At 47.3% G+C, this 24,966-nt stretch carries 24 protein-coding genes; 13 read left to right on the plus strand and 11 right to left on the minus strand.

What is annotated here, in order from left to right; all coding sequences use genetic code 11:
• Window positions 1-69 precede the first annotated feature (69 nt).
• From HQRW_RS07220 to HQRW_RS07230, 3 genes are all read right to left on the minus strand, one after another.
• Window positions 70-1,434 carry a restriction endonuclease subunit S gene (locus HQRW_RS07220; RefSeq protein ID WP_014556073.1) on the minus strand — a complete coding sequence of 455 codons (1,365 nt, stop codon included), beginning with the start codon at window positions 1,432-1,434 and terminating at the stop codon, window positions 70-72.
• The gene (locus HQRW_RS07225; RefSeq protein WP_014556074.1) at window positions 1,427-2,929 is read right to left on the minus strand and encodes a type I restriction-modification system subunit M; all 1,503 of its coding nucleotides are present in this window, start codon (window positions 2,927-2,929) and stop codon (window positions 1,427-1,429) included. Before HQRW_RS07225 ends, HQRW_RS07220 begins: the two co-directional genes overlap by 8 nt.
• A 240-nt stretch (window positions 2,930-3,169) precedes the next feature.
• Window positions 3,170-4,201: a tyrosine-type recombinase/integrase gene (locus HQRW_RS07230; protein ID WP_014556075.1), complete on the minus strand. Its 1,032-nt coding sequence runs from the start codon at window positions 4,199-4,201 to the stop codon at window positions 3,170-3,172.
• Between the two features lie 257 nt (window positions 4,202-4,458).
• On the opposite strand from HQRW_RS07230, the gene panD reads away from it, so the two are divergent.
• The 4 genes from panD to HQRW_RS07250 all read left to right on the plus strand — a co-directional run bounded on the left by panD (window position 4,459) and on the right by HQRW_RS07250 (window position 7,899).
• Window positions 4,459-4,803 carry an aspartate 1-decarboxylase gene (panD, locus tag HQRW_RS07235; RefSeq protein WP_011571608.1) on the plus strand — a complete coding sequence of 115 codons (345 nt, stop codon included), beginning with the start codon at window positions 4,459-4,461 and terminating at the stop codon, window positions 4,801-4,803.
• 396 nt (window positions 4,804-5,199) lie between these two features.
• Window positions 5,200-5,619, plus strand: a complete 420-nt coding sequence (locus HQRW_RS07240) for an SHOCT domain-containing protein (protein WP_014556076.1) — start codon at window positions 5,200-5,202, stop codon at window positions 5,617-5,619.
• A 272-nt stretch (window positions 5,620-5,891) separates the two neighbouring features.
• A complete protein-coding gene (locus HQRW_RS07245) occupies window positions 5,892-6,806 on the plus strand; it encodes a dihydrodipicolinate synthase family protein (protein WP_014556077.1) in 915 nt (304 codons plus the stop codon).
• Between the two features lie 88 nt (window positions 6,807-6,894).
• Window positions 6,895-7,899: an alcohol dehydrogenase gene (locus HQRW_RS07250; protein ID WP_014556078.1), complete on the plus strand. Its 1,005-nt coding sequence runs from the start codon at window positions 6,895-6,897 to the stop codon at window positions 7,897-7,899.
• Between the two features lie 240 nt (window positions 7,900-8,139).
• Here HQRW_RS07250 and HQRW_RS07255 read toward each other — a convergent pair whose 3' ends face one another.
• Both HQRW_RS07255 and HQRW_RS07260 read right to left on the minus strand, forming a co-directional pair.
• Window positions 8,140-8,340 (minus strand): hypothetical protein, encoded by a 201-nt coding sequence (locus tag HQRW_RS07255; protein ID WP_048066767.1) that lies wholly within the window; start codon window positions 8,338-8,340, stop codon window positions 8,140-8,142.
• A gap of 324 nt (window positions 8,341-8,664) precedes the next feature.
• On the minus strand, window positions 8,665-9,093 hold the full coding sequence (locus tag HQRW_RS07260) for a VOC family protein (protein ID WP_014556079.1): 429 nt from the start codon (window positions 9,091-9,093) through the stop codon (window positions 8,665-8,667).
• A gap of 235 nt (window positions 9,094-9,328) precedes the next feature.
• Here HQRW_RS07260 and tenA point away from each other — a divergent pair, with 235 nt between their 5' ends.
• From tenA to HQRW_RS07275, 3 genes are all read left to right on the plus strand, one after another.
• Window positions 9,329-9,994 carry a thiaminase II gene (tenA, locus tag HQRW_RS07265; protein WP_014556080.1) on the plus strand — a complete coding sequence of 222 codons (666 nt, stop codon included), beginning with the start codon at window positions 9,329-9,331 and terminating at the stop codon, window positions 9,992-9,994.
• Window positions 9,995-10,082: 88 nt separating this feature from the next.
• A complete protein-coding gene (locus HQRW_RS07270) occupies window positions 10,083-11,654 on the plus strand; it encodes a sodium:solute symporter family transporter (RefSeq protein WP_014556081.1) in 1,572 nt (523 codons plus the stop codon).
• A 665-nt stretch (window positions 11,655-12,319) separates the two neighbouring features.
• Entirely contained in the window at window positions 12,320-12,889 is a 570-nt protein-coding gene (locus HQRW_RS07275; RefSeq protein WP_014556082.1) for a DUF1684 domain-containing protein, read from the plus strand.
• Window positions 12,890-13,127: 238 nt separating this feature from the next.
• Here HQRW_RS07275 and HQRW_RS07280 read toward each other — a convergent pair whose 3' ends face one another.
• Window positions 13,128-13,637: a universal stress protein gene (locus tag HQRW_RS07280; protein ID WP_011571616.1), complete on the minus strand. Its 510-nt coding sequence runs from the start codon at window positions 13,635-13,637 to the stop codon at window positions 13,128-13,130.
• Window positions 13,638-14,262: 625 nt separating this feature from the next.
• Between HQRW_RS07280 and HQRW_RS07285 the strand changes: the two genes are divergently transcribed.
• From HQRW_RS07285 to mobA, 4 genes are all read left to right on the plus strand, one after another.
• Window positions 14,263-14,940: an SCO family protein gene (locus tag HQRW_RS07285; protein WP_014556083.1), complete on the plus strand. Its 678-nt coding sequence runs from the start codon at window positions 14,263-14,265 to the stop codon at window positions 14,938-14,940.
• Window positions 14,937-15,542, plus strand: a complete 606-nt coding sequence (locus HQRW_RS07290) for a TlpA family protein disulfide reductase (protein ID WP_014556084.1) — start codon at window positions 14,937-14,939, stop codon at window positions 15,540-15,542. The genes HQRW_RS07285 and HQRW_RS07290 overlap by 4 nt, the downstream gene beginning before the upstream one ends.
• Before the next feature lie 130 nt (window positions 15,543-15,672).
• The gene (locus HQRW_RS07295; protein WP_014556085.1) at window positions 15,673-16,371 is read left to right on the plus strand and encodes a cytochrome c biogenesis CcdA family protein; all 699 of its coding nucleotides are present in this window, start codon (window positions 15,673-15,675) and stop codon (window positions 16,369-16,371) included.
• A 1,046-nt stretch (window positions 16,372-17,417) separates the two neighbouring features.
• Entirely contained in the window at window positions 17,418-18,053 is a 636-nt protein-coding gene (gene mobA, locus HQRW_RS07300; RefSeq protein WP_014556086.1) for a molybdenum cofactor guanylyltransferase, read from the plus strand.
• 843 nt (window positions 18,054-18,896) lie between these two features.
• Here the strand turns inward: mobA and HQRW_RS07305 are convergent.
• Window positions 18,897-19,124 carry a hypothetical protein gene (locus tag HQRW_RS07305; protein ID WP_014556087.1) on the minus strand — a complete coding sequence of 76 codons (228 nt, stop codon included), beginning with the start codon at window positions 19,122-19,124 and terminating at the stop codon, window positions 18,897-18,899.
• A 301-nt stretch (window positions 19,125-19,425) separates the two neighbouring features.
• Here HQRW_RS07305 and HQRW_RS07310 point away from each other — a divergent pair, with 301 nt between their 5' ends.
• Complete coding sequence (locus tag HQRW_RS07310) at window positions 19,426-19,746, plus strand: ASCH domain-containing protein (protein WP_014556088.1); 321 nt, start codon at window positions 19,426-19,428, stop codon at window positions 19,744-19,746.
• 36 nt (window positions 19,747-19,782) lie between these two features.
• On the opposite strand, the gene HQRW_RS07315 is transcribed toward HQRW_RS07310, so the two are convergent.
• The 4 genes from HQRW_RS07315 to guaB form a co-directional block, all read right to left on the minus strand.
• On the minus strand, window positions 19,783-20,502 hold the full coding sequence (locus tag HQRW_RS07315) for a glycerophosphodiester phosphodiesterase (RefSeq protein WP_014556089.1): 720 nt from the start codon (window positions 20,500-20,502) through the stop codon (window positions 19,783-19,785).
• A 120-nt stretch (window positions 20,503-20,622) separates the two neighbouring features.
• Window positions 20,623-21,321, minus strand: a complete 699-nt coding sequence (locus tag HQRW_RS07320) for an SDR family NAD(P)-dependent oxidoreductase (protein ID WP_014556090.1) — start codon at window positions 21,319-21,321, stop codon at window positions 20,623-20,625.
• Between the two features lie 48 nt (window positions 21,322-21,369).
• The gene (locus tag HQRW_RS07325) at window positions 21,370-22,827 is read right to left on the minus strand and encodes a carotenoid oxygenase family protein (protein WP_014556091.1); all 1,458 of its coding nucleotides are present in this window, start codon (window positions 22,825-22,827) and stop codon (window positions 21,370-21,372) included.
• A 177-nt stretch (window positions 22,828-23,004) separates the two neighbouring features.
• The gene (gene guaB, locus HQRW_RS07330) at window positions 23,005-24,504 is read right to left on the minus strand and encodes an IMP dehydrogenase (RefSeq protein ID WP_014556092.1); all 1,500 of its coding nucleotides are present in this window, start codon (window positions 24,502-24,504) and stop codon (window positions 23,005-23,007) included.
• Window positions 24,505-24,694: 190 nt separating this feature from the next.
• On the opposite strand from guaB, the gene HQRW_RS07335 reads away from it, so the two are divergent.
• The gene (locus HQRW_RS07335) at window positions 24,695-24,961 is read left to right on the plus strand and encodes a hypothetical protein (protein WP_014556093.1); all 267 of its coding nucleotides are present in this window, start codon (window positions 24,695-24,697) and stop codon (window positions 24,959-24,961) included.
• The last annotated feature ends 5 nt before the right edge of the window (window positions 24,962-24,966 follow it).

Raw genomic sequence — 24,966 nt, forward strand, 5'->3', positions numbered from 1 at the left:
CGAAAGCTCACAAGGGTATGATCGAACAAGAGGAATATAGAATATCTCACAGTCTTTTTGAATGTAGCATTAACCATGCTGTGCGACTTCCTGTGGAACATCTATATTCACGTCGGTCGTTCGGACTTCGCCTGAGAGGAGGTCTTGCATAAGTGCCCGTTTGAGACGTTGGAGTCGATCTTTTTTATTTTTCTCAGAACTAATTTTATCATCCATGGCTGACAACGATTCAGCTATTTTATTCTGTTCTTTTTTGCTTGGTCTAAATACTTTGGATGATCTCACAAACTCCATGGGAGCCATGTTCTTCATCGCTGAGCCTCTTGAACTCAGAACAAGTTGCCTTTGTCCGACTTTTGACTCTAAAAAGTATTTCATATAATTTACATTGAATAAATCGTCGTTGACTGAAAACTTGAGCAGCGCCTGATTTATTACACCCTGTTCATACTCTGAAGGCACTTTTGCAACCTTCCCTAATGTACCAGAGCAACTTATCAGCAGGTCGTCTTCCTCAACACTAAATCGCTCCATATCACGGTATTTTTCTTTTGTAATATAGTAATCCCCATAATCAAATTCATCATATATTACATTCTGTTGCTGATATACTTTGTATCCTGAATCAACGAAAATTTCCTTTTTTAACATTCCACCAAACGGTCCTCTTCTGAGCCCGTTTTCCCCCTCTTTAGAGGATACTATCGTCTCAATTTCCCATTCTGCTGGCTTTGAATATATGAAAGCACCAATCCTAATATTTTCATAGCTCTCGTGATTGTAATACCCATCGAGGAACAAGTCATCCAACAGACCGCACTTCACTCTTTTTGTTTGATTGATGATTTCTTCAGTCTTCTGAATCGCTTGGTCAACGGTGTGGAGGACGGTGGCGATTTTGCGCTGTTCTGAGAGTGGAGGGATAGCAATCTCTAACACTCCAAACCGAGATGTATTCAAGTTTATTTGAGTACTTCCAGGTGCAAGAGATTTCAAGTAATTTTGTTGCCAGCTGATGTACTCATACAGATAATGTGGGTTCAAATCATTCTCATAGTCTCGTAAAATGAGCCAACCGTCGTGAACACAAGATCTTGTCCCAGCGAACATCGGATAGCCACAAGTCCCACTATTGCTGACTAAAAGCGTCCCTGAATCAACTAATTTGCTCTTCTCAGCACCCTTTTCAGTAACAGTATCCTCTGTTTCTCCCGTGTATTTCTGGCTCTTCACATCCACGTCCCCAATTTTTATCCACGGGATGTCTCCCCCAAACAACTCAGGGTCGCCCTTCGGACGTGGTGACGCTCCCCGAGTGATTTCCATAATTTCATCAGCTTGATTCATATCCCACCTTTTAGCCAAAGAAGACTCATTCGAGGCTTTTGACTCACTAAATTCAGAAAACTCATCCAACGTCGCATCTTCACTCATAATTCAGAGCCTCCATATGCTGGGTCATCTGAGCCTCAATATCATTTCGCTCTGCCTGTAACTCCCGTAACTTTGCTAACTCATCTTCAACGTCAATATCCTCCTCTGGTTCGGTCGTATCGACGTACAAAGCGATGTTCAGGTTGTAGTCGTTCTCTCGGATCTCGTCCATTCTGACTGTCCGACTCACCCGTTCTTCTGTCGTCCAGTCTCGGAAGTTCCCAACGATGTGGTCAAGCCCCTCCTCAGTGAGCTGATTCTGGTTCGAGAGTTCGTCATAAAAGTCCTCATCAGCGGCGTGAATGAACTGCACCTCGCCCTCTCTATCAGTTGGCTTGTCGGTGTTCAGCACAAGGACAGCGGACGGAATCGAATTATTCTGAAAGAGGTTCTCGGGAAGTCCGACAATCGCCTCCAACATATCATTCTCCAACATCGGCTTCCGGTATCGCTGTTCGTGCTTTCTGAATAAAACGCCATGAGGAATCACAATAGATGCTTTCCCAGCTTCCCCGTCCTGATCGGGTCTTTTCAGTTGTTTTGCGATGTGCATGATGAAGGCGTAGTCACCGCGGTCAGCTCGGGGAAGTTTCTTATGCCAGTCAAAACGGTCGTATGGATCATCCTGAAGTTCGTCTTTCGCCCAGTCTGCGGAGAACGGGAAATTAGCGAGCACTCGATTGAAGCGGGCAACTGAGTTATCTGATTCGTCGGTAAATTGCGGATCAGCGAGTGAGTCCTCCCGTTCAATCTCTCCGTTGAGTCCGTGAATGGAGAGATTCATTTTGGCGATGGCGGCAATATCAGGGTTGATTTCTTGTCCTGTAAATTTCAGTTTTTTCGGCTCGCCGTTCTGCTCTTCACGGTAGTACCGAGCCGCCTCGATGAGCATCCCGCCGGAACCAACAGTCGGATCGTGGAAGTCGTGTCCATCCTCAAATTCATCAACAAGCCGAACACACAGGTTGACAATTTGTGGCGGGGTAAAGAACTGCCCACCAGACTTGCCCTCCTCCTCTGCGAAGTGGCGAACCAAGTCCATATACGCCTCACCGAGCATATCTGGCGGGACGCTGTCTGTATCTAAGTCGTATTTCGAGAGGTGTTCAACGAGCCGTCCAAGTCGATCATCACCGAGAGCGTCTGCGTCGATGTAATCAGCTCGGAAGACGCCTCTTAATTCAGGGTTTACCTCAACGAGTGCGTCGAAACTCTCGTTGAGTGCCTCGTCCACGTTATCACTGACCGCTCGAACGTCCTCCCACATGTACCCATCTGGTATAACAGGAATATCGTAGAGATTCTCACGACGAGCGAACTCCTCACCATACTCTTCAAGATTCTCCTGATACTGCTTATCAAACTCATCGGAGATAGCTTTGTAATAGACAAGCGGAAGAATGTACTCTTTATAATCAGTCGAGTCAACTGCATCGCGGATAATATCAGCACACTTGAACAGGTGCGAGTCGATTTCATCAAGAGATACAGACATATGAGATAAATCTATGTCCCTGTTCAAGTAGTCTGTGGTAAAATGAACGAGAGTGAACAGGAAGATACCAGCACCGACGAATCAAGTGCGATTGAAATGGATTGACGGAGATGCGAACGCAAAGAGTTGTAGTTAATGCCAATTCCGCCCTCCTTTTGTCGTTGATACTTTTAGAACGAACAGTGGTAACGCTACTTATCGAGATACTGGCTGCGCCCTTCCCGTCGTTCTCAGCCAATACTACAACTTATCAGCCCACTCCATTTGTCGATCTCGTCGGTCTTCCTCAGTTGGCGTATCATAATGCTTCTTCAACACCTCCGTCGTTGCATCCACCCTATCCCCAATCGTATCAAAATCAGCCCCCTTATTACGCATATAAGTCACAAACCCCGCCCGAACACTATGAGGTGAAACCGAATCCGGGCACTTTGAAGCGTGATTGTAACTCGTCCAATCACATTTCTCCGGGTCTTTATCTATCGGACACTCCATACCAATATAACACGGCTCAGTAATTCTATATATATTTCTTTGAATCGTCGATTTTTGTGGTCGCCCGTTTTTGGTTGCAACAAGCGGCTTTCTATTTTCATCATCAACAACACTGGGTCGAGTTTCCTCAATATAATCAGAAAGAAGCTCACCAACATTCCCGGAAACAGGCACTTCCCGTTCTCCCCAACGGTTATTTTTCAACGGTGTTCCTGTCTGTGGACGATTTTTGAATTTAATCACAGGTCGTTCGTACTCGTCAGGATAGAAGTCTCTGAGATCGAGTGCCCGAATACCACCAGTGCGAGCGCCGGTTTTCCACATCAAGGTAAACAAAGCGTGTCGCAACGAAGCATACTCGTATTTGCTCAGGTACTTTTCGATAGCTGTTGCGTGTTCAGAGTGAAGGGCAACTTTTCGAGCTTGTTGTCGTTTATTTGCTGTTGGAACTTTGACTTTTTTTGCAAGCCCGCTTACAACAGCGTTAATTGCTTCCCATTCTTCGACAGCCAACCGGAATGTTCTCATTGAGTTTTCAAGCGTGGTTGGGGCAACGTTTTCTTGTCGGTGGGCAAGATATTCGCGGCACATTCTGCTGTCGAGATCGTTGAGGTTTTCAAGTTCAACGTCGGGAAGGTCAGTCCATTCGAGAAAACGGTTGAGGCGACAGGTGTGTTCGTAGATAGTTGATTGGGAAAGTTCTGATTCCCGGCTTTGCAAGTACATTTGAACGCCTTCTTGTGGAGTCAGTGGTTCAAGTCCGTGGATTCGGGTCATGGGAATAATGATTTGGCTCCGGGAGTAGGTACAGGAAGGTGGCAAAGTTGCGGTTATGGAGCGAACTATGTGAGCGACAGAGGTTCAAATCCCGGCGAGTCCAGTCGTTCGCTGTGCGGTCGTTGTGCGTTTGTTTTCGCGGACGGCGTGGACCCAATTCATTACTTACACTCGATCACAACTACCTTCAGAGAGATTTTACGGCAACATTGTAAATACGCAATACTTTCTGCATACCCTCGCTGACTCTATGTCATATGCGACGCTGGCTATTGAAATCAAAGCTCCATCGGGCCCGTGTGACAGGCACCGAGAAGGATTATGAGGGGAGCATCTCCATCGACGCGGCGCTTCTCTCGGAGGCCGACATCGCTGTCGGCGAACAGGTGCAAGTAGTCAACGTGACTAACGGTGAACGCTTTGAAACGTACACCATCGAGGGTGAATCCCGTCAGATGGAGCTCAACGGGGCCGCCGCCAGGCTGGCGGAGACGGGAGACGTAATCATCGTCATCTCCTATGGCCTCTATGTCAAGGACGAACAACCAGAGCCCACAGTGCTACTGTTGGACGAGGAAAACCGGATTAGCGAACGAGAGTAATTTACCCGGGTTGCTCGACCGACAGCTATAGTAACCCTCTCGAAGATTCGCGTTCACCGCGCTGGTGTTTCAAATACTGTTTCAACATCTTTGTGATGGAGTCCCTTTCCTCAAGGAACGAACGAGCAACACGAAGTGAGCGAGTATGGAGGAGTCGTTGGCTTACCTCCCGGCGAGTGGTATCCGTACCTCCTCGTCGATGTGAATATCGATGTCGATGTCGGCCATCGTCCGTTCCAGTAGTATTATTGACCAGAATCCAGATGTAGATGCCTGATTTTTAGACACTCCCGGATCATAGAGGCACTATAAGAAAGTTTCGCGGTTCAGACGCATGAGGAAATTACATGATTCTCAAAGGGACTGTGACTGAGGGTATTTTTTTATTTCGCACACATGACAAAGAGTATGGATCAGTCCCTCCCCACCTTTAGTAAAAGACGATTGGCTGGACTCATCGCCATTCTCTCATTCGGTCTGTCCTCGTTGTTCGCGGTCCTCGGATTGGGCACTATTGTGTCGGTCACATTCATTCTTGGATTCTTTATTTTGTTACCATTGATTGGACTACTTGGTGCGGATTTCCCCCTCGTCGAATCAAGCGATGATAAATCCTCGGCAGATGAAACGACACGTGATGAGGATCCTCTCACCACGCTTCGACAGCGATACGCGAATGGAGAAATTGATGAGGCTGAATTTGAACGGCGGTTAGAATTGATGCTTGAAACTGAGGATGTCCAACAATCTACAACAAACTCAGACACTGACGATGTCTCTGATCAATTGCGTGAAATTAAGCGTGAGTTGGAGTGAGATATTAATTATTTTTAGACTGTAAATAAAACATATGTTGTATACTTCAAGTGAACTACCCCTGCCTACTCAGCGGCTGACGCCGCTTTCTTGAGGGTGGGGGCTTCTCTTACAGCCCGCTAAGAAAGTAAAATCGATATGATTAATATTGAATCACATCCAATGACTGTTTTATGATCACTCTGTGATCAGTGCGTCATTTGCTTATCTGTCAGCACCACATCATCGTGTCTGCCGACAGAACAATACTACTGCTCACACAGTGTAGGATAATGTCTGGAACCTCTGGAATTCATTCTCGCAATGTAAATGTAATGTGTCCGGTTGTAACGCCATTCATTAGCGATGATGATGTTGATCACGCTGGATTGCGCTCTGTGATTGAGTTTGTGAGCGACGCTGGAATTGATGGAATCGTCCCATGTGGTACGACCGGTGAATTCGCGAGTCTCACACCAATGGAATATCGCGCAGTCATTGAGACAGCAGTCGATGTGGCTGGTGAGACAACACCTGTGATTGCTGGTGTTGCTGCGACAGACATCCCATCCGTGCGGTCAAATATCGAATTTGCCGCTCAAACGGGCGCTGATGCTGCACTCCTCACACCGCCGTATTTTCACACAGGACCAGGATCAACAGGTGTACAACAATTTTTTGAGTCTGTTGTTGCAGAGAGTCCCCTTTCGATCATACTGTATAATATCCCCGCATGTACCGGACAGCAAATCGACCCTGAAACAGTTGCCACACTAGCAGAGACTGATACAGTGATTGGATTGAAAGATTCGAGTGGTGATTTTGATTATCTTCTTGACATACTTTCGAGAACTGACTCCTCATTTCGCGTTTTTGAGGGATACGACCGGCATTATGTGAGTGGCGTTCATGCCGGAACAGCCGGCGGGATCAATGCACTCTCAAATGTGCTTCCAGGGCGATTTTGTACGATTCGAGAGAAGGCGTTCAATGGCGAAACACAGACTGCATTCGAGAGTGAGCAATCAACACTCGCACCGCTGTTCGACCTTTGTTTAGAGTATGGATTCGCACCAGTCACAAAAGTGGGGCTCACACATCGCGGAGTCATTGATTCGGCAAGTGTGAGAGCACCGCTCGTCGAACTGCCGGACGAGGTACACTCACGGGTTACAACTCTTGTTGCAGACGCAATTGTCGATAGCTGAACAGACTTGCGTGTGAAGGGTATCATCAATATCAACATCGACACCTTGTCATATCTCGCCATCGCATATGGATAATATGTCTGAGAAAATGCAAGCGGCTGTTGTCTCCGAGCCGGGAGCAGAATTTGATCTTGTTGAGCGTCCGGTCCCAGAGCCTGACTCGGAGGAAGTTCGTATTGCTGTTGAGGCGTGTGGCATCTGTCACAGTGATGTGTTTGTCAAAGAGGGAACCTATCCGGGGGTCAAGTACCCACGAGTTCCAGGTCATGAAGTCGCAGGACGGATTGACGCTGTCGGAGCAGATGTGAATATGTGGGAGATTGATGACCGCGTTGGTGTTGGATGGCATGGTGGTCACTGTTTCGACTGTGATCCATGCCGGCGTGGTGACTTCCAGCAATGTGTTGATGCCAAAGTAACGGGATTGACATATGACGGAGGATATGCTGAATATACGACTGTTCCCGCCGAGGCAGTGGCTGCGGTCCCTGAGGAATTAAATGCTGTTGAGGCAGCCCCACTACTCTGTGCCGGCGTGACGACATATAACGCCCTTAGACATACCGACGCCCGCCCAGGCGATCTTGTTGCTGTACAAGGAATTGGTGGGCTTGGTCACCTTGGTATTCAATATGCGCACGCAGCAGGGTTTGAGACGGTCGCACTTTCACGAAGCGCAGACAAAGAGTCACTTGCGAAGGATCTCGGTGCTGATCATTTTATTGATGCAACCGCGGTTGATCCAGCAGAACGGCTCACTGAACTTGGTGGCGCCTCAGTTATTCTTGCAACTGCTCCTGCGAGTGATGCAATTAGCAGTGTCGTTAGTGGGCTTGGAGCCGATGGGTCTGTTGTTGTTGTTGGGATTCCAGGTGAACCAATCGAAGCCAGCGGACAGGATCTTGTCGGAGCGCGAAGTAGCGTCGAGGGATGGGCGTCTGGGGATGCACGCGACTCACAGGATACACTTGAATTCAGTGCTCTTCGCTCGATTACCCCTGAAGTTGAGACATACTCACTCGATGAGGTGACGACAGCTTACAGTCAGATGATTGAGAATGAAGCACGCTTTCGTGCTGTCATTGAACCCTGACTGATTATCCAATAGCTGTTATCACGCGTCTCAGGTGGTTGAAGTAGTTCTGATTCAGATGATTGATCATCGCACCGGAGTGTATCCGGTACTCTTATGGCTGAGTGAACTAGAACGGAGCAAAACAAATAAAAACGCAATATGAGAGTTCTATGAGGAGAAAGCAGATAGAGCAATCATCTTATTGGGAGTATTTTGCAGTCAACAAAGAGGTTACCATATAATCGCTGAGTAATATACTCAGTCGGCGCGGCGTTGCTCAACTGCTTGAGTCAGACGCTCTTTATTCACTGGAAGTCGGATTGGCTGTCGAGCACCAAGACGGGATCCAATGGCTGACTCAAGTCGATCAATTGCCGCTGATACAGCAACACCTGGTAAGTAGAATTCGCGTTCATCTTCGACGGTACGTTTCTGTTTTTCTGAGGTGTTTTGAACCATCTATCTTTAGATAGGTCTTTTCTCCGTATGAGGGTTTGTCAGTACTCATTCATGCTTTTATATACAATATCTATCACGAATGATGAGGGTGAAATACCACGTAATTATGATTGATACTATGACTATGGTAATTGCCCGCAAACAGCATGAGATGCATAAAAACGGTGAATCATGTATATTGTATCAACCGTTGATTCTCATCTCTTTCCAGCAATAATCCAGCAGTTATCTATGAATTATGATATATAATATATTGAATACTATCACACAGGATTGGGTTATATTTTGATTGACTTTTTGCGTGAAATAAACTATCCAACTAAGTTAGATTGAAAGTAACTCGACAAGATTTGATTCGGGATCGCGAAGAAAACAGACTCGTGTTCCCGTATCGGTTGTCTGAGGAGGACTAACCGTTTCGACATTGCCCGGAAGCGACGCATACATCTCATCAATATCCGAAACGGTAACTCCGATATGCGTTGTTCCAGAAGCATTCAGTTCGGTCGACGTTTGTTGTGTCTCTGATGGCGTATATGAAACGAGTTCAAGACGACCGTTACCAATATCAAGATGAACGAACTCAGCATGCGCATCTGGAACATCAACGGCAGTCGCAAATTCCTCACCATCAACACTGAATCGGGTAAGAACGTCGATATTGAGCGTTTCAGTATAAAAATCGACTATTACCTCAAGCGCGTCGACAGTAATTCCAATATGATGCAGTTCTGGTGACGGTGTTGATGTCATCACTGGTCTTAACGAGTGCAATCATAAATATAGTGTTGAATGATCGTTGCATTGAATTGAGCGTCTTCAGTATATTATATTTGAGAGGCGGTCGAACTCAAACACCGCTGAGATGTCGTATAACATACACGGGAAATATGTGTGCGTCAACACACTCATATCTATGATTATTGAGTATTAGTTAGTTGTATAAGTGCATAATAACTATAACGTTTCGTTGACATGGGGTGAGTGCATGGCATTCACAGATGAGATACGCCCCCGAGCAAATGAGATTTGGACAGCAATTGTTGAACATCCGATGGTTGCTGGTATTGGCGATGGGACGCTTCAAGCGGAGCCGTTTAAATACTGGGTCCGACAGGATTATCAATATCTCATTGAATACAGCAGACTCTTTGCGCTTGGCGCGGCAAAAGCGCCAACGTTTGACCGCATGAAGACATTTACGCAGTTACTTACTGCAACACTCACCGAAGAGATGGATCTTCATCGGTCATATGCAGCAGAGTTTGGAATCACTGAGAGTGAACTTGAAACAACATCACTGTCGCCGACCACACAAGGATACACTGATTTTCTCCTTCGAACTGCGGCACTTGGTTCGTTCACAGACCTCGTTGTAGCATTATTACCCTGTATGTGGGGATTCAATGATGTAGCCACACAGCTTGCTGCTGACGGACTCCCCGCAGATGAACGATATGCGGCGTGGATTGAGATGTACACTGGCGAGGAGTTTAACGAACTCACAGAGTGGTGTCTCACTCTTACTGATGAGATGACCGCTGGAGCAAGTGAGACGGATATTGAGCGGTATCGTCATATATTCGAGACCTCAGCACAGTATGAATATCGATTCTGGGATGCTGCATGGCGACGTGAGGAGTGGACAATCTAGCAATGTATTTGAGAGACTTATCGAATGGTAATATGAAACTAATGAAGAGACAATTGGTGGATATGACGAAATTTGGAGGCTGGATATCATGGTGAGCACAACTCTTGTACTTGGACTCACCGTGATGACGCTTATTGGGTTCACAATTACTGGTATGTGGTATAGCCAGGGTCGGGTTACATCAATTGAAGATCTCATTTCCGCACGGAATCAAGCGGGAGCTAATCGGATAACAGCAACACTTGTTGCATCAGTTATGGGTGTGTGGATTCTGTTCGCAGCACCGGAAGCAGGAGCAGGGTTTGGTGTCGCAGCAGTTATTGGATATGCCGTTGGCGAGGCTGTACCGATGTATGTTTATTCTCGGGTAGGTCCACGAATTCGAGAGTTGATTCCATCAGGACACTCACTCACTGAGTATGCCCGTGCACGCTATGGAACAGCAATGTATGCGTTTGTCGTCGGTGTCAGCGGTCTGTATATGTTTGTGTTCGTTGCGGCGGAGTTGACTGGGATTGCAGGGGCACTTGCATTTGTTGCTGATGTTCCACAGTGGCAAACAGCAACACTCGTTGGTGGTTTTGTATTACTATATACCGGCTATGGCGGACTTCGGGCAAGTATATTCACTGATACAGTACAGGCAGTTGTCGTTATCCCATTGTTAGCTGTTGCATTCATAGCAACGGTGTTTGCACTTGGTGGACCAAGTTCAGTTCTCGGAAATATCACAGCCGCTGATCCAGGACTTCTTGATCCAACAGCCGCAGCAGGGTTCCAGTTCGGGCTTGCACTTGCGTTTGCTATCCTTGGAGCGGAGTTACTTAATCAAACATGGTGGCAACGAATCTATGCGGGAACAGACAGTGAGAGTATCGCAGTTGCATTCCGCCGAGCGACGGTTCTGAATGGTCTTATTGTCTTTATCGCTGCATTTCTTGGTGTTGTTGCAGCGGGACATACAGATATCGTGACCAACCCCACAAGTGCAGCATACAATGCTGATGTAGCATTTTTTGTCTTACTCGAGACAGCGGTCCCAGAGTGGGTGATTCTTGTTGTGGTACTGCTTGCATTGTCACTTGTGATGAGCTCTGTCGATACACTATTTAATGCGCTTTCGAGTCTCATCACCGTTGATCTTGCTCGGATATATCCGGGGAGTACTGATCGCCAACTTCGATGGATCGCACGTGGTTTTACACTTTGTATTGCATTTGCGGCTATCTATGTTAGTGTCCGAGCACAGAGTGTGCTTCGATTGTTTTTCCTTGCAGATCTTCTTGGGACAGCCCTTGCATTCCCACTTGTATATGGGCTCTACAGTGAGCGACTCACTGGCTTTGGTGCACTCGCTGGGAGTCTCTCTGGACTTGCGGTTGGACTTGCGTATTTTCCGGACCTTCGTGGCTTTATTACTGCAATCCCGCTTGTCGGTCCAGCACTTCCGAGTGCTGACCCACTGTATCTCACCGCGTTTGGCGGATCATTTCTCACCTCAATCGGTGTTACAATAGTTATCTCTCGACTCACGACAACACGATTTGATCTTGATACGCTTAGTGCTGAGATCACACGTCTTGATGAACCAATAGCAGATGGTGGTCGGACGTATTCTGCGGAATCATCCCTATGCCCTGATGGGAACTCCGATGACTGATTTAACTGAAAAATAAGACTTGACATCTTCCTCCGCGTGAACGCGGAGGGATCCCACGGCACCACACCGTTGCGCTGAGTTGGGAGTCTCAGGTGCAGGTTCATAGACCGCCAAGCTCACACGCCGTGCGAATCAGTATGAAACCACATAACGGATAGCCTTCTTGGACTGGCAGTACCACATCTTACTTTCGGTACTCCTATCCTCAGCCGAAAACGCGTTCGTGTGTTGGCTTCCCTAAAGGAGCGGTGGTCGGCACTCGGGTTCACCAAACTCGGAGTTACTTGTATTGGTGACGATAGCCCGATGGTTGTTTGTTTCCCACGTGGAGCACACCCTGCTTCCAGTGTGGGCGGACACTCACACTTGAATCGCCACCTTTGAATCGCCACCTTTCGGGCACTCGGCTACACTAGGATCAGAGCCAGTGCGCCGACAGTTATATATACGTCATGTTGCGACCGTTCGGAAATCCCCGGTCTGAAGACCGTGGTATTGCGCCTGTATTAGCTATAACTGAATAATATTGAGTACGATATGCTAATCATTGTGCTGATGACTTTCATGATTATAAGACTCTATTTCTCACTCAAATGCGGTTGACCTGGGAGACCACAGAAGGGTTATTGCATATAATCTACAATATTAATCAAGAGAGATATCATATGAGCACGACACCTGATGACTGGCAAGCAGCGATAAACGAGAGTCGAACGAACAAAGAACGATATTTTCGTAGTAGCGATCGGTCACCGGTGCCCCCGGAGTTTAGAGGCGAGTCATTTCCTGGCTTAGCGTATTATTCAATCGATCCAGAGTATCGATTTACCGTTCCACTCACGCGTGATGATGACCCAGAAACTATTACCGTCGAGACAACTGCTGATGGAGAGCAAACATACCGCCGCGTTGGGACCTTTGATATCACAGTTGAGACGACTCCAGTCTCAATCGCGGCATATGAACCAACGGATGGCAGTGATCGACTATGGGTTCCATTCCGCGATGCAACAAGTGGATCCGAAACATACGGTGCAGGACGATATATTGATCTTGAGCCAACAGAAGACCACAATGACGATGGGACATGGACACTCGATCTGAATCGTGCGTATAATCCAACATGTGCGTACAATCCAGCATATGAGTGCCCGCTTGTCCCTGCGGAAAATTGGCTTGATGTTCCAATTGAGGTCGGCGAAAAAGACTTTCCTGGAAATTTCCATGATGATTAGGAATGGGTAATCGCCACAATCAGCTGTCACTGCTAATAAGTGCCATACGAGAGATAAGCTAAAGCTGACATTGACTTTGACTGTGGCAAGCTACCGACAGATATCAAGCGCCTCCATTTCGATATAAAAATATCACATTGAGAAATACGCAGCGTCTCACTCACACTGTGGGTGTGTGAGGTACATGGCTATTAGACGTCATTAGTATGATACATACTCATTTCATGATCGACATAGATCATTCTGAATGACGAATCGTCAAGACAGGTGCATCTGAGAGACGAACGACCTTTTCTGCAACACTTCCAAGGAGATAATGATCAACACCGCGTCGCCCGTGTGTCCCCATCGTAATCAAGTCAATATGATGATCATCAGCGTAATCAAGTATTTTCTGATAGACATCAGCACCGACCTGAACCTCCGTTCGGGTCCCAACCTCACCAAGATCGTCTGCAACATCATCAACAACTGTCTCACCGTACTCAAAGAGTGACCGACGCGTTTCCTCAGGAATCTCCGGTGATCCACGCATTCCTGATTGTTTCCCTGTCGATGATTCACCGGTCATCCCGGAGATATTATCTGGCGATAACTCTGCGATCATACCTGATCCAACATGCCCGGGATCGACGATGAACAATACATGCACAGTTGCATCATGATTGAGTGCAATACTCTCAAGATGATCGAATGCTGCCTCAGCGTTCTCGCTCCCGTCTGTCGGATACAATATTTGACTGTACATCCAGTATAACCATTCAAATAACAATCATATAAAATAATTCATTATTGGCAATAATATATTATTATTTACTTATTTATTTGATGAATCACTTCGGGGGTCATATCAAAGCCTCGAGGCACTCACCTTGTTTATGCGTAGAATTCATTATATTGTAAACAATTTGTGGTTATAGAAGGTGCATCTAGAATCACATCGGTCTGCAGTGAACGGCCTCGACCTACTCAGCCGTCAGAGACGGCTTCGGTGAGGACGGGGCTTCCAGCGAAGTTTCCTTCAGGGTCTAATCAGATTCACAAGCAGAGAGAATTATTCGTTGTGGGGCGCCCATGGCCCGCTCTAAACTCTCTTTCTCAAGCATTTTGTTTGAGAGGTTGAACATACCTGTCTGAACAGTGGCGAAACGACAAGAACGGATCGTGTTTCCGTCTGCGCTGCTGGTTTGAATTAGTTCTACGTTAAATAATAACTTATTTGATAGCTTAGATGTTAGTTATTCCAGTCTGCCAGGTGTATCCCCTCGCTACTCGTTCGTTTCACTCACTTCTTGAGGAGGGGGTCTTGCCCTCAGATTTGGATAATACGCCAACCAGGATGTTTATTGCTCTGATAGAACAATATTGCCTATATGGACAGGCGGAATTATCTTCACGTTATTGCCGGCGCAGGGGCTTTCGCAACAGCTGGATGTCTTGGGTCAACACTGAGCTTTCGTGATAGTAATCCGAATGTCATTCTCGCCGAACCTGAGCGTGAGTACACAAGCGAAGAGTTGCCATATCCAGCATGGGGGCAGCGTGTTCCAGACGTAACACTTCCTAGTTCAATCGGGTCTCAGACGGTAACAATCAGAGATATTGAGACACCGTCGATTGTAACATTCTTTTATAGTCACTGTCAGACTGTCTGTCCAGTGTTAATCCAAACAGTACGTAACATCCAGGCAGACGCAATTGAAAATGACTATGCTGATCAAGTAACGTTCCTTCCGACGACATTCGACCCACAGCGTGATGACGCCGCACGACTTCGTGAATATAGCAAAACGATGAATATTGCAGTGGATAATGACAATTGGCAGTTCCTCCGCCCAGCATCGCCCGAACGAGCAAAAGCTGTCGTTGAGGAGGAATTCGGGGTTACCTTCGAGCGAACACATCCAGATGACATGGATATGTACATGTTCGCTCACTCTGCACTCACATATTTAATTAATGCTGATGGGTATATTGAGCGTGCCTATCGAACACAGGCGCCAGATATCAGCCAAATGATCACCGACCTCAAACCACTCCGAGAGCAATGAGGCGGCGTGCGGTTCTCAAAGCTACTGGTGGGATTGTGCTTACCGGTGGAAGTGTGATGATACTACAGCGTGGAATCCCGACCCTGAATCCAACTGAGACACAATCAGGCACCACGAGCGAATCCAGTGAGGCAGTTAATTCGAAGACGACATTTCCGATTCAGCTATCGACATTAGGCGCTGAGGGGTCTACAGAGAGAACAGTACGGGTTCCAACTGCGGGGATGCCGACAGTGATCGATTTATTCGCAACATGGTGCACACCATGTCAGGCGCAGATGGACGCACTCTCAACAGTCTATAGCAAATATAACGATCAGGTCGGATTTATTTCGGTCACAAACGAGCGGATTGGTGGAACGCTCACCCGTGCAGATATAAGATCGTGGTGGAATGAGCATGATGGAAGGTGGAGTGTTGGTCTTGACCCCAAAAGCAAATTGATGAATATCCTTGGCGCACAGGGACTTCCATATCTTGCTATTACTGATACAACAGGAGAAATACGATGGGAAGATACCGGTATGACATCAGCATCGACGCTCCAACGTGAGCTAGATGCTGTCTTATCTGAAAGTGAGGATGAGAACGAGAACGAGTGAGTATAATTACAACCCTATCGATACAGCCGTTTTGATGATTCAATCTGTCACAAGCGCATGAGTCCTGTTGTATGTATACATGCATAATGTATCGAACCATCTGCATGGCTTTTATTCAATTGTGGAGACAATGAGTATATCATTTCTAAGTATAATCGAGCAGATTGCACTCTTTGGATTCAAGACAAAAGTTGTTGGTATACTCGCATTTGCCGCAGGTGCCGGGGTTGCAACATTTTTTGCACCCTGTGCATTTCCATTACTGCCGGGCTATATTGGCTATTATTTTAATCAACCCAAGACACCATCGGGATTGCTTTCAGGGGTCACAGCCGCGAGTGGGGCAGTTGTGATGCTCGGAGTTGTCGCAGGGCTCACAGCAATCATTGGTCGTCGTCTCACCACAATATTACCTCTATTCGAACCGGTTATTGGAGTTGCACTGATTATATTTGGAGTATTGTTATGGGTTGAATGGACGCCAACAACAATTCCACTTACGCGTCGACCGGACTCATTAGTTGGATTCGGTATCTTTGGTGCAGTCTATGCGGTTGCAGCCGCTGGATGTGTCATTCCCTTATTCCTTGGCGTGGTTACGCAGGCAGTTTCACTCTCGCCGACAAATGCGGCAGCCGTCCTTTTCACCTATGCTGCCGGGGTTGCACTTCCACTTATTGGCGTGACACTCCTTGCAGAGTCTGGTCTGACTGCCTGGCAGAGACTCGGGCATTATACAGGGCGGATTGAACAAATAGCAGCAGGTCTCCTTGTCACCGCTGGCGCTGGACAATTATATCTCTCGATTGTCGTACTTGATGTACTATAACTATTATTAATCTTACATTCGCCACCTAAATGGAGTCCATTGCAATTGACATCCTCCTCCGCGTGTGGTGCTCCTGAAAGCTTATTGAGGAATTCAATCCAAAATCTTGTCATAGAGTAGCTGCTGATACTATTGTGTAGGACCTGTGATTCGAAATGTTTCACGGAGTACTATTAATGCGAAGGAATCCTGAGCGTGAGTGATGGAGATTTCAAGATTGCTATCCCATTAAGCACCCAAACGGTAAGAATCCGTAATGTTGCTTGCGGTCTGTAGCGGGTGGGACTATTGGGAGTACCAAGTCCCCGGTACTGCTATCCTCGACTCCGTTCGACCCTTCGTGGTTATTTGTGCCCGACGAGGGTTGAGTGGGCGTCAACGGACTTGGAGTTACTTTGAGTCTGCTTACAACGGTCAGTTCCAGTCAACTCCGGTCGAATCCTGCGAATCCTGTGAGGATTCGTCGGTTATTGACTAGTTCGGATTACTGTTTGATCGCTTGTGGCGGGGAGGCCGCCATCGTCGGACGAGGCAGAATCACTCTGTTCTCGCCTGATAGTGATTCGTTCGAATAGTTTCGCCGACGGTGTCGAATGACGCGGGTTCAGCGGCTCACATTACCGACACCAATAATCACGGCGATGAAGACTTGCACTAATCATTATGATTCCCATGTCAGATTTTGACTGTCTGCCGATTCAATGTATGGATTAATAATCTCGGGATAGCTGTTGAACGTGAGTTGACTCCGAGGTGTCGGATTCATCCTGCGGCTTAGTGATTTAACAAACTCCTGGGTGAACTAATTCACTAATTCGATTCGAGAGAACCACTCTGACCGATGCATGTCTAGTTAAGCACCCACTTCTTCTGTGGACTACTAAGCCGCAGGGATTCTCCTCAAATCTGTGTGACTCGATTAAAAGGGTTCATACAAATCATTCCGATGAGCAGGCGAAAAACCTCGCCCCTCAGGGGGAGAAATGCCAAGTGTTTGAATATCTTGCAACGATGTGCTCTTTACTCCTGGATTATACTATCACCGTATGCGTGGAGGTGTCGTTCTTGCTGGTGGTCGATCGACACGCTTTGGAAATCGAGACAAAGCAGTCGTGACGCTTGCTGGGACGCCACTGATTAAACGAGTTGTTGATCGAATCGCAGGGGTCGTTGATGAAATTGTCATCAATTGTCGTCAGTCACAACGTGATTCGATTACCGCAGCACTAGCTAAGAGTGATGTTGAGTTACAATTCGCAATTGATCAGACTCCAGATCGCGGTCCAATGGCAGGATTAGCTCGTGGACTTGAGATAACAGATGCAACATATACAATCGCCGTTGGTTGTGATATGCCATTTATTGACCCTGATTTTGTTGAATATTTGTTTGAGCGCATTACCGAAGGATACGCTGATGCTGTTGTGCCACGTCTAAATGAATGGTATCAGCCGACGCATGCAGTATACACGACGAATCCTATGTATGCTGCATGTCGCCGTGCGCTCGATAATGATGCACGACAGCTTATTGCCCCATTTGAGTATCTCGATGTGCTTACGATATCGAAATCAACAATCGATACACACACAACACAGCGGACATTCAGAAATGTGAATACGCCTGAAGAACTCTCGATGGCTGCAAGTGAACTCACCACCAATGATGACTCGACTAATTAACGGGGTGACGCTCTCCCTGCGCTGAGCAGTAGTTACTGAATTGGGTTCTTATCGAAGTAGCCGCAATAGCGGGATTGACATCCTCCTCCGCGTATAGTGATTCAACAAACTTCTGGGTGAACTGATTCACTCATTCGATGCGAGAGAACTATTCTGACTGATGCATGTCTACTCAAGCACCCACTTCTTCTGTGAACTACTAAACGCGGAGGAATCCTGAGCGTGAGCGTGAATGGTGGAGATTGCAGGTTTGCAGCTCCACCAAACCCCGGTACGGTGAGAATCCATGTGGGGTTCACGGACTGTGGCGAGTCGAGTGGGACTGCTGGGACTGCTGGGAGTGCCACATCTCAGCCCCCGGTATTCCTATCCCCCCATCGTATTCGGACTCCCGGAGTTGGTTGTGCCGGAGAATCCGGCAGATTTCGACAGACTCGAAGTTACTTTCTGCGGTGTTTGCAAGCAGTCGGGCACTGCAACTGCATCTGCATCGGTTCAGTATATTATATGAACCGACCGTTCACCTGACTGGTTCCGATTCCTGTCTGAGTGCATGGGGCGGACAGGCCGCCATCGTCGGAGTGACCGGAATCGCCCTGCCCTGTTCCCAATCTGATTCCTATCTATAGATAGGCTTGCCTGTCAGTTCAAGCTCCGGAGTCCCAAATCTCAGCGTGACTATTGCAGCGGAGATTTCCTCCGGGGTGTCGAATGACGCGGGTTTAGCGACTCCCATCACCGACAGGAATGATCACGGCGGTAAAGACTTGCACTGATCACTATGAGTGCTAGCAATCATATTGTCACGCTGACACAGGTATCAACGAGAGGATTTGCGTCCGCTTATGACGAATCCAATCTAGGATGATTAATAAATAATGCATCTCCAACAACAATACCCCCAGCGAGTGAGGCAACGCCCATCGAGGCTATCTGAGATAATGTAAGTGCAATTGCACACGTAATGTATGTGATACATACGATAAGTGGGATTGCAATGAGAAGCTTGTCATAGATTGTCACTGAGAATGAGAATATAAGTGATCCAAATTGAGTGATCGGATCTAGCATTGTTTCTGTAATTATATCTCATTAGATGAAGCTTCATAAAATCACATCATTCATATCGATTGTACTTGATCAGGTATTCGCACCAATTTTCCTGATACTGTTGGCTATAGTCACGCGAAGGATTTCGGCACCCCGAGGTGTCGGAAATCTCCACGTAGTTATAGCCAATAGTATGAAGGTATGATAAAATAAGTATGACATATTTGATTCATACATCTAGAGGCAGCCTCTCTTTTATATATAACGTGGCGAGCTGATGAGTGTCGCATCTCTTTTGAATACTCATTACACAGTACCATTGATGACAGAGATTGATTCGGATGCGCTCTTACCGAATGAACACGTAAAGAACGCTGTTCGTAATGAAGATATTACCCAACTGAGTCGCGGGGCGACAAATAAATATGCCTCAGAGGGTGACACGTTTTCTATCGATGAGGATGTATTCGTTATATCGAGTGTTGATGAACGGACACTTGGTGATTTAACAGATTTAGACGCTCAACGGGAAGGATCAGAGTCACTGACAGCATATCGAGAACGGATGCAGCGTGTTCATACTGATGATTTTGAGTGGGATCCAACAAATAAAATTCTTACATATCAATTTGAGTCTGCCTAGACGTCTCAGATATCGAGTCGAATTACTTTTTCATACTCATCCAAGCGTCTGACACCGCTCGATGAGTGAGCAATCATCAATAATAACACCGTCGACTGCTGTGGAGTGATCATCTCCACTAATCCTGGCTAACGCAGTCAGCGTTTCAGCGTCCTCAACAGTCCATGCGTTAACATACAGTCCTTGTTCATGAGCTGCGCTGACAATGTCGGTTTCGATACAAAGTGATGCTGAGGGATGAACTGCTGTACATCCGATTTTGATGGCACGCATGAGTGCATCCTGTGGGTCTGTTGCAAATAGTAATGCAACGTCTGTGAGACCCGCTGAGACAGCTGCAGTTAGTGCAGTCGGGGCAAATGATGAGACAATAACATCATGGTCAAACTGGTTAATATACATCACAACATCATCAATAACAGATGGCTCTTTCAGTTCAATGTGCAATGTAACGTCTGTAGATACTGTCTGAAAGACCTCCTGTAATGTTGGCACATGTGCAGTCGAACCCGCAACATGCACTTGTTGTAGTTCGGACACCGAGGTATCTGAAACAAGCCCATCAACATCGGTGACACGATCAAGTCTGTTATCATGTATTACGACAGATTCGCCTGTTCCACAGCGACGGACATCAAATTCAACCGCACCGGCGCTGCTTCCAGCGTTTTGAAGCGCCCTGAGTGTGTTCTCTGGATATTGGTGTGGACAGCCGCGATGAGCGATTGGTTGCACGTGATTTGTGCTTGCCATCATATATCATAATACCATCGCAACGTGAACGGCGACTTCTCCCGTCAGCTCGGCATCTCCGGCAACAGCTTACACAGGATATGTGATAATTATGAATGAGAGAATATGTCTGTCTTCAAAGAGCTACCATCCGATTGGCATCCGATCTCGCCAGCATCGACCAGCAGGCGCGTTTGGTTTGAATCGTGCTAACCATGCTGGGGTATCTGCTCCCTCAGTTGGTGTCCGTGGTGCACCGGGTGTTGCGAGTTCAGTTTGCACCCAGCCAGGTCGGGCGGCGTTCGCAATGAGCCCTTCAGTTGCATATTCCCCATGAAGATATGCGGTAAATCCATTCAGTCCTGTTTTTGAAACACGATATGGCGGTGAGCCGCCATCCATCCCCGGACCGATTGCGCCAAGCCCAGATGAAAGGTTGACAACACGCGCACCCGCTTGCTCACGAAGTAGTGGAAGTGCATATTTTGTCAGAACAACTGGTCCACGAAGATTCACTGCAAATGTTTGATCAATCTCATCGATTGGTGCATCCTCAAGTGATGTCGTTGGTCCTCGCACGCCTGCATTATTCACGAGAATATCAAGTTGACCCTCAGCGTCATCGATTGTACTGATTGCTGACTCCATTTGCGTATCATCAGTGACATCGATTTCGATGGCGCGCTGATTGGACGCTGTGACTGTTTCTGGGCGTCGTGCACCGGCATACACCGTTGCTCCTTCCTCGGCAAGCATGCGGGCAATCTCAGCACCAATACCTCGATTTGCACCCGTAACCAGTGCAACCTGTCCCGATAATGAATCATATGTCTCGACTTTCATATACAAGAATTCGCTGCAATATGTCTGTATCTTGTGACACGCGATGAGTCAGGCAACGTGGACATTCGGGAAATATCTTCCATGGAAATCAAACGGCACAGCATGCGGGAGAGTAATTCGGGCGCGTTCGGCGAGTGTGTCACCAGACAGCACGAACAGCCGCGATCGATCTTGGTCAGCATCAAGTCCGAGTGTAAGAACAACGCCATCATCGCGTGAATTACCAGTTGGATTGGGGACAAAAATTGGCTCACTAAAGTAATCAGCACCCTGTTGATATTCAATTGAATGTGTCGTGTGAGTGTCGAATTTCATCACTGCTTGAGCCCACTCTGTTACCGGTTGCTCCATGCTCATCGCGTAAATATAGCGATGTGGCTGACACCACTGCGCTGGTGATGCTGTCGGAAGGGCAGTTCCATCATCATATAACATCTGCTGGCTGACTGTTGCAGTATGATTGCCATATCGGTCATCAGCTATCGACCCAAGATCGACAACAAACCGCTCAAGCCGACCGGCAAGCGTCCCCAACTCACCGTTACGCAGTGTATCAAGATATAATGAATCAATCGATGTATCATCAGGGACTGTCTCAAGATCAAATACCACCGTACGACCGCCATCTCGCTCGAATGCATTGATATGATGAAACCCAAACACTGGGTCAACAACAGGTTCAGCAACGATATCGCCGGTTGTTCGGTCAATGATGATGATTCGTGTCCCACGATCAGGTTCCCATTCAAACTGTTCAATAAATGGATCTTGACGACCCGGGCGTAGGAATTGGAGTGGGTCAAGCCGGAGTGGAAATTCTGTCAGAATAACATATCGAGGTGTGAGACCGAAGCTATGCATATATGCTGGTTTCTCAGTGGGGACACTCCCGACATGCGTCTGTGAATCAGTGCTATCGAGTGTATAAATATGATATTCATTCGTCCGACCAAATGATGTATCGACAGTCAGGAGTGTCCCTGTTGCTGGGTCACGTCGGAAATGTGCACATCGTAACTGCCCGGTTGGTTCTGTGCCATCATATTCAATGTGCCCATCTGTTTCGAGTGTTGTTGGATCGACTGAGACGCTTCGGGGCGATTCAGTAAGAGCAAGGAATGTATTGTCAACACGTTCGATAATAATATTTGTATTATCATATGGCGCTGTCAGAAATCCAGCGAGACGCGATCGAAGTGTTGTTTCACCGGTTGCGAACCCCCCGGTAAACTCTCCTTCGCGGGCATCCGCGTATGCATCTGTTCGGAGAAATCGGTTCTGATAGTGAATTACATCATCTGCGCCATTCACAGGCTCAAAAGTAAATCGCGTGAGCATTGCAAGCCCATCGAACCAATGATCAACTGAGCTTCCCTCGGGGAATGAAAATGCCCCTGGTCCGTTTCGAATGAGTGTTCCAGTGAGCCATGATGGGAGTGACCCCTCAACTGATATTGACGTATCCGTTTCGGTTGTGAGTGAGTGAAATCCCGGATGCGTCGACATACAATGGGTATGATTCCAAGCGGCTAACACCTGTTGATGCAATGATTAATGATTGATGGGATTCTGATGAGCATCACTTCGAACTCTTGGTATCGACATCATCGCTTTTGTTTGTGTCTGTATCTGTATCTGGATCTCGACCTTGACCTCGATCTGGATCTGAATTTGAATCTAGATCTAGTTTCCTTTTGGACTGTAATTCGGCGCTTCATCAGTTATCATAACATCGTGAGGATGACCTTCAGTCTGCCCAGCGCTTGAAACCCGGACAAACTCCGAACGCTCTTTGAATCCAGGGAGCGTTTCAGCTCCGACATATCCCATTCCAGAGCGCATCCCGCCAACGAGTTGATACAGCTCCGATGCGAGTGTTCCTTTATACGGCGTTGCTGCTTCTACCCCTTCAGGAACGAACTCGTCATCCTCATCAGCTTCTTTCAAATATCGGTCACCACCGCCTGATTTCATCGCACCAACGGAGCCCATCCCACGATATTGTTTGTATTTCTTTCCGTTCATCGTAATAACACGCCCCGGAGCCTCATCGGTTCCTGCAAAGTATGAACCAAGCATCACGGCGTCCGCACCAGCAGCAATCGCCTTAATTGCATCGCCAGAGTACCTGATTCCACCATCAGCAATCACTGGAATCCCTGCTGGGGCAGCAACATCCGCAACCTCTGCAATAGCTGTAATCTGCGGCATCCCCGCTCCAGAGACAACACGGGTCGTACAGATTGACCCAGGTCCAATACCAACTTTCAGTCCATCAGCAAAATCAACAGCGGCTTCAGCTGCTTCTCGAGTTCCGATATTTCCGACAACAACATCAGCCCCAACGGTTGTTTTGATTTCACGGGCATTATCGAGCACATTGAGATTGTGGGCATGTGCGCAATCGATAAACAGAATATCAGCACCAGCCTCATCAGCAGCCACTGCACGATCAGTCTCAAACGGACCAACAGCCGCTCCAACGCGAAGACGCCCATCATCATCCCGGATTGCATCTTCATGTTGGCGCCGCTGGAGGATTCCCTGCATGGTAATAAGCCCAACAAGACGATTTGATTTGTCAACAAGTGGGACACGCTCAATTTTATGATCATACATTAACTCAAGCGCATCGCGAGCATCGACAGTGAGTGAGGCTGTCACCACCTCATCGGTCATTGCCTCACTGACAGCGTCTGAATCGCCAACCTCAAGATATGGGCGAATATCTGTTCCAGAGATAATTCCCAAGACGGTATCATCACCATCCACAACAGGCGCCCCCGAAACACCCTCACGCTCCATCATCGCATCAACCTCACGGACGGTCTGTGTTGGACTTGCGGTTATAACGTTCTCACGACGGATGACCAATTCATCAGCACGTTTGACCTGTTCAATCTCAGCAATCATCTGTGGTGTGTCCATATTCCGATGTAGGACACCTAACCCTCCCTCGCGAGCCATTCCAATTGCTGTTCCACTCTCTGTTACAGTATCCATTGCTGCGGAAACAATCGGGATGTTTAATTCAACATTTCGTGAAACCCGGGTTGAGACATCTGCAGCATCGGGTTCAACCCGACTCTCCATCGGTCGTAAGAGCACATCATCAAATGTAAGTGCTTCAGGCACCCGTAATTTCTCAGAAAACTGCCCTCCCTCAGAAACGTTCTTCTCCATGTAAACGGTCAACAGGGAATCGACAAAAACATTGCGAGAATCAATACACTTGTGTATTGCTGGCATACCGCGTCAATTACACGAATCTGTACCTACAGTACTACTACTATTGATGGATCAACCTCAATTCTGATACCATGCCGTTGTATCTCACACAAACATTAAACCAATCAGTCAACGTATTGTACATATGGACTCCACGTGTCCCGCTGCATCGTGTATCGCCAGCCAGTCAAGCGACGACTTTGGTGAGGCATTTAATACAACATTTACACAGATGTGGGACACACTCAAGCGGACAAATCGAATGCTGCTATCAACACTGACAACAGCATTTGTTCGTGGCGGATATGGAGTGCGCGGGCGATCGTCCGGTGTCGGGTCTGCACTTATATCAGAAGACCTGCATCCGGGTGACCGTCGGTATCGCCGGTTGGCCGATGGTGACGGCCATTAATTCCG

Source organism: Haloquadratum walsbyi C23 (genome assembly GCF_000237865.1).
Lineage (GTDB): Archaea > Halobacteriota > Halobacteria > Halobacteriales > Haloferacaceae > Haloquadratum > Haloquadratum walsbyi.

What these genes read in the sequence shown, in the direction of transcription:
- HQRW_RS07220 (WP_014556073.1), bottom strand. Translation starts at nt 1,434, where the DNA reads ATGAGTGAAGATGCGACGTTGGATGAGTTTTCTGAATTTAGTGAGTCA.
- HQRW_RS07225 (WP_014556074.1), bottom strand. Translation starts at nt 2,929, where the DNA reads ATGTCTGTATCTCTTGATGAAATCGACTCGCACCTGTTCAAGTGTGCT.
- HQRW_RS07230 (WP_014556075.1), bottom strand. Translation starts at nt 4,201, where the DNA reads ATGACCCGAATCCACGGACTTGAACCACTGACTCCACAAGAAGGCGTT.
- panD (WP_011571608.1), top strand. Translation starts at nt 4,459, where the DNA reads ATGCGACGCTGGCTATTGAAATCAAAGCTCCATCGGGCCCGTGTGACA.
- HQRW_RS07240 (WP_014556076.1), top strand. Translation starts at nt 5,200, where the DNA reads ATGACAAAGAGTATGGATCAGTCCCTCCCCACCTTTAGTAAAAGACGA.
- HQRW_RS07245 (WP_014556077.1), top strand. Translation starts at nt 5,892, where the DNA reads ATGTCTGGAACCTCTGGAATTCATTCTCGCAATGTAAATGTAATGTGT.
- HQRW_RS07250 (WP_014556078.1), top strand. Translation starts at nt 6,895, where the DNA reads ATGCAAGCGGCTGTTGTCTCCGAGCCGGGAGCAGAATTTGATCTTGTT.
- HQRW_RS07255 (WP_048066767.1), bottom strand. Translation starts at nt 8,340, where the DNA reads ATGGTTCAAAACACCTCAGAAAAACAGAAACGTACCGTCGAAGATGAA.
- HQRW_RS07260 (WP_014556079.1), bottom strand. Translation starts at nt 9,093, where the DNA reads ATGACATCAACACCGTCACCAGAACTGCATCATATTGGAATTACTGTC.
- tenA (WP_014556080.1), top strand. Translation starts at nt 9,329, where the DNA reads ATGGCATTCACAGATGAGATACGCCCCCGAGCAAATGAGATTTGGACA.
- HQRW_RS07270 (WP_014556081.1), top strand. Translation starts at nt 10,083, where the DNA reads ATGGTGAGCACAACTCTTGTACTTGGACTCACCGTGATGACGCTTATT.
- HQRW_RS07275 (WP_014556082.1), top strand. Translation starts at nt 12,320, where the DNA reads ATGAGCACGACACCTGATGACTGGCAAGCAGCGATAAACGAGAGTCGA.
- HQRW_RS07280 (WP_011571616.1), bottom strand. Translation starts at nt 13,637, where the DNA reads ATGTACAGTCAAATATTGTATCCGACAGACGGGAGCGAGAACGCTGAG.
- HQRW_RS07285 (WP_014556083.1), top strand. Translation starts at nt 14,263, where the DNA reads ATGGACAGGCGGAATTATCTTCACGTTATTGCCGGCGCAGGGGCTTTC.
- HQRW_RS07290 (WP_014556084.1), top strand. Translation starts at nt 14,937, where the DNA reads ATGAGGCGGCGTGCGGTTCTCAAAGCTACTGGTGGGATTGTGCTTACC.
- HQRW_RS07295 (WP_014556085.1), top strand. Translation starts at nt 15,673, where the DNA reads ATGAGTATATCATTTCTAAGTATAATCGAGCAGATTGCACTCTTTGGA.
- mobA (WP_014556086.1), top strand. Translation starts at nt 17,418, where the DNA reads ATGCGTGGAGGTGTCGTTCTTGCTGGTGGTCGATCGACACGCTTTGGA.
- HQRW_RS07305 (WP_014556087.1), bottom strand. Translation starts at nt 19,124, where the DNA reads ATGCTAGATCCGATCACTCAATTTGGATCACTTATATTCTCATTCTCA.
- HQRW_RS07310 (WP_014556088.1), top strand. Translation starts at nt 19,426, where the DNA reads ATGACAGAGATTGATTCGGATGCGCTCTTACCGAATGAACACGTAAAG.
- HQRW_RS07315 (WP_014556089.1), bottom strand. Translation starts at nt 20,502, where the DNA reads ATGATGGCAAGCACAAATCACGTGCAACCAATCGCTCATCGCGGCTGT.
- HQRW_RS07320 (WP_014556090.1), bottom strand. Translation starts at nt 21,321, where the DNA reads ATGAAAGTCGAGACATATGATTCATTATCGGGACAGGTTGCACTGGTT.
- HQRW_RS07325 (WP_014556091.1), bottom strand. Translation starts at nt 22,827, where the DNA reads ATGTCGACGCATCCGGGATTTCACTCACTCACAACCGAAACGGATACG.
- guaB (WP_014556092.1), bottom strand. Translation starts at nt 24,504, where the DNA reads ATGGAGAAGAACGTTTCTGAGGGAGGGCAGTTTTCTGAGAAATTACGG.
- HQRW_RS07335 (WP_014556093.1), top strand. Translation starts at nt 24,695, where the DNA reads ATGGACTCCACGTGTCCCGCTGCATCGTGTATCGCCAGCCAGTCAAGC.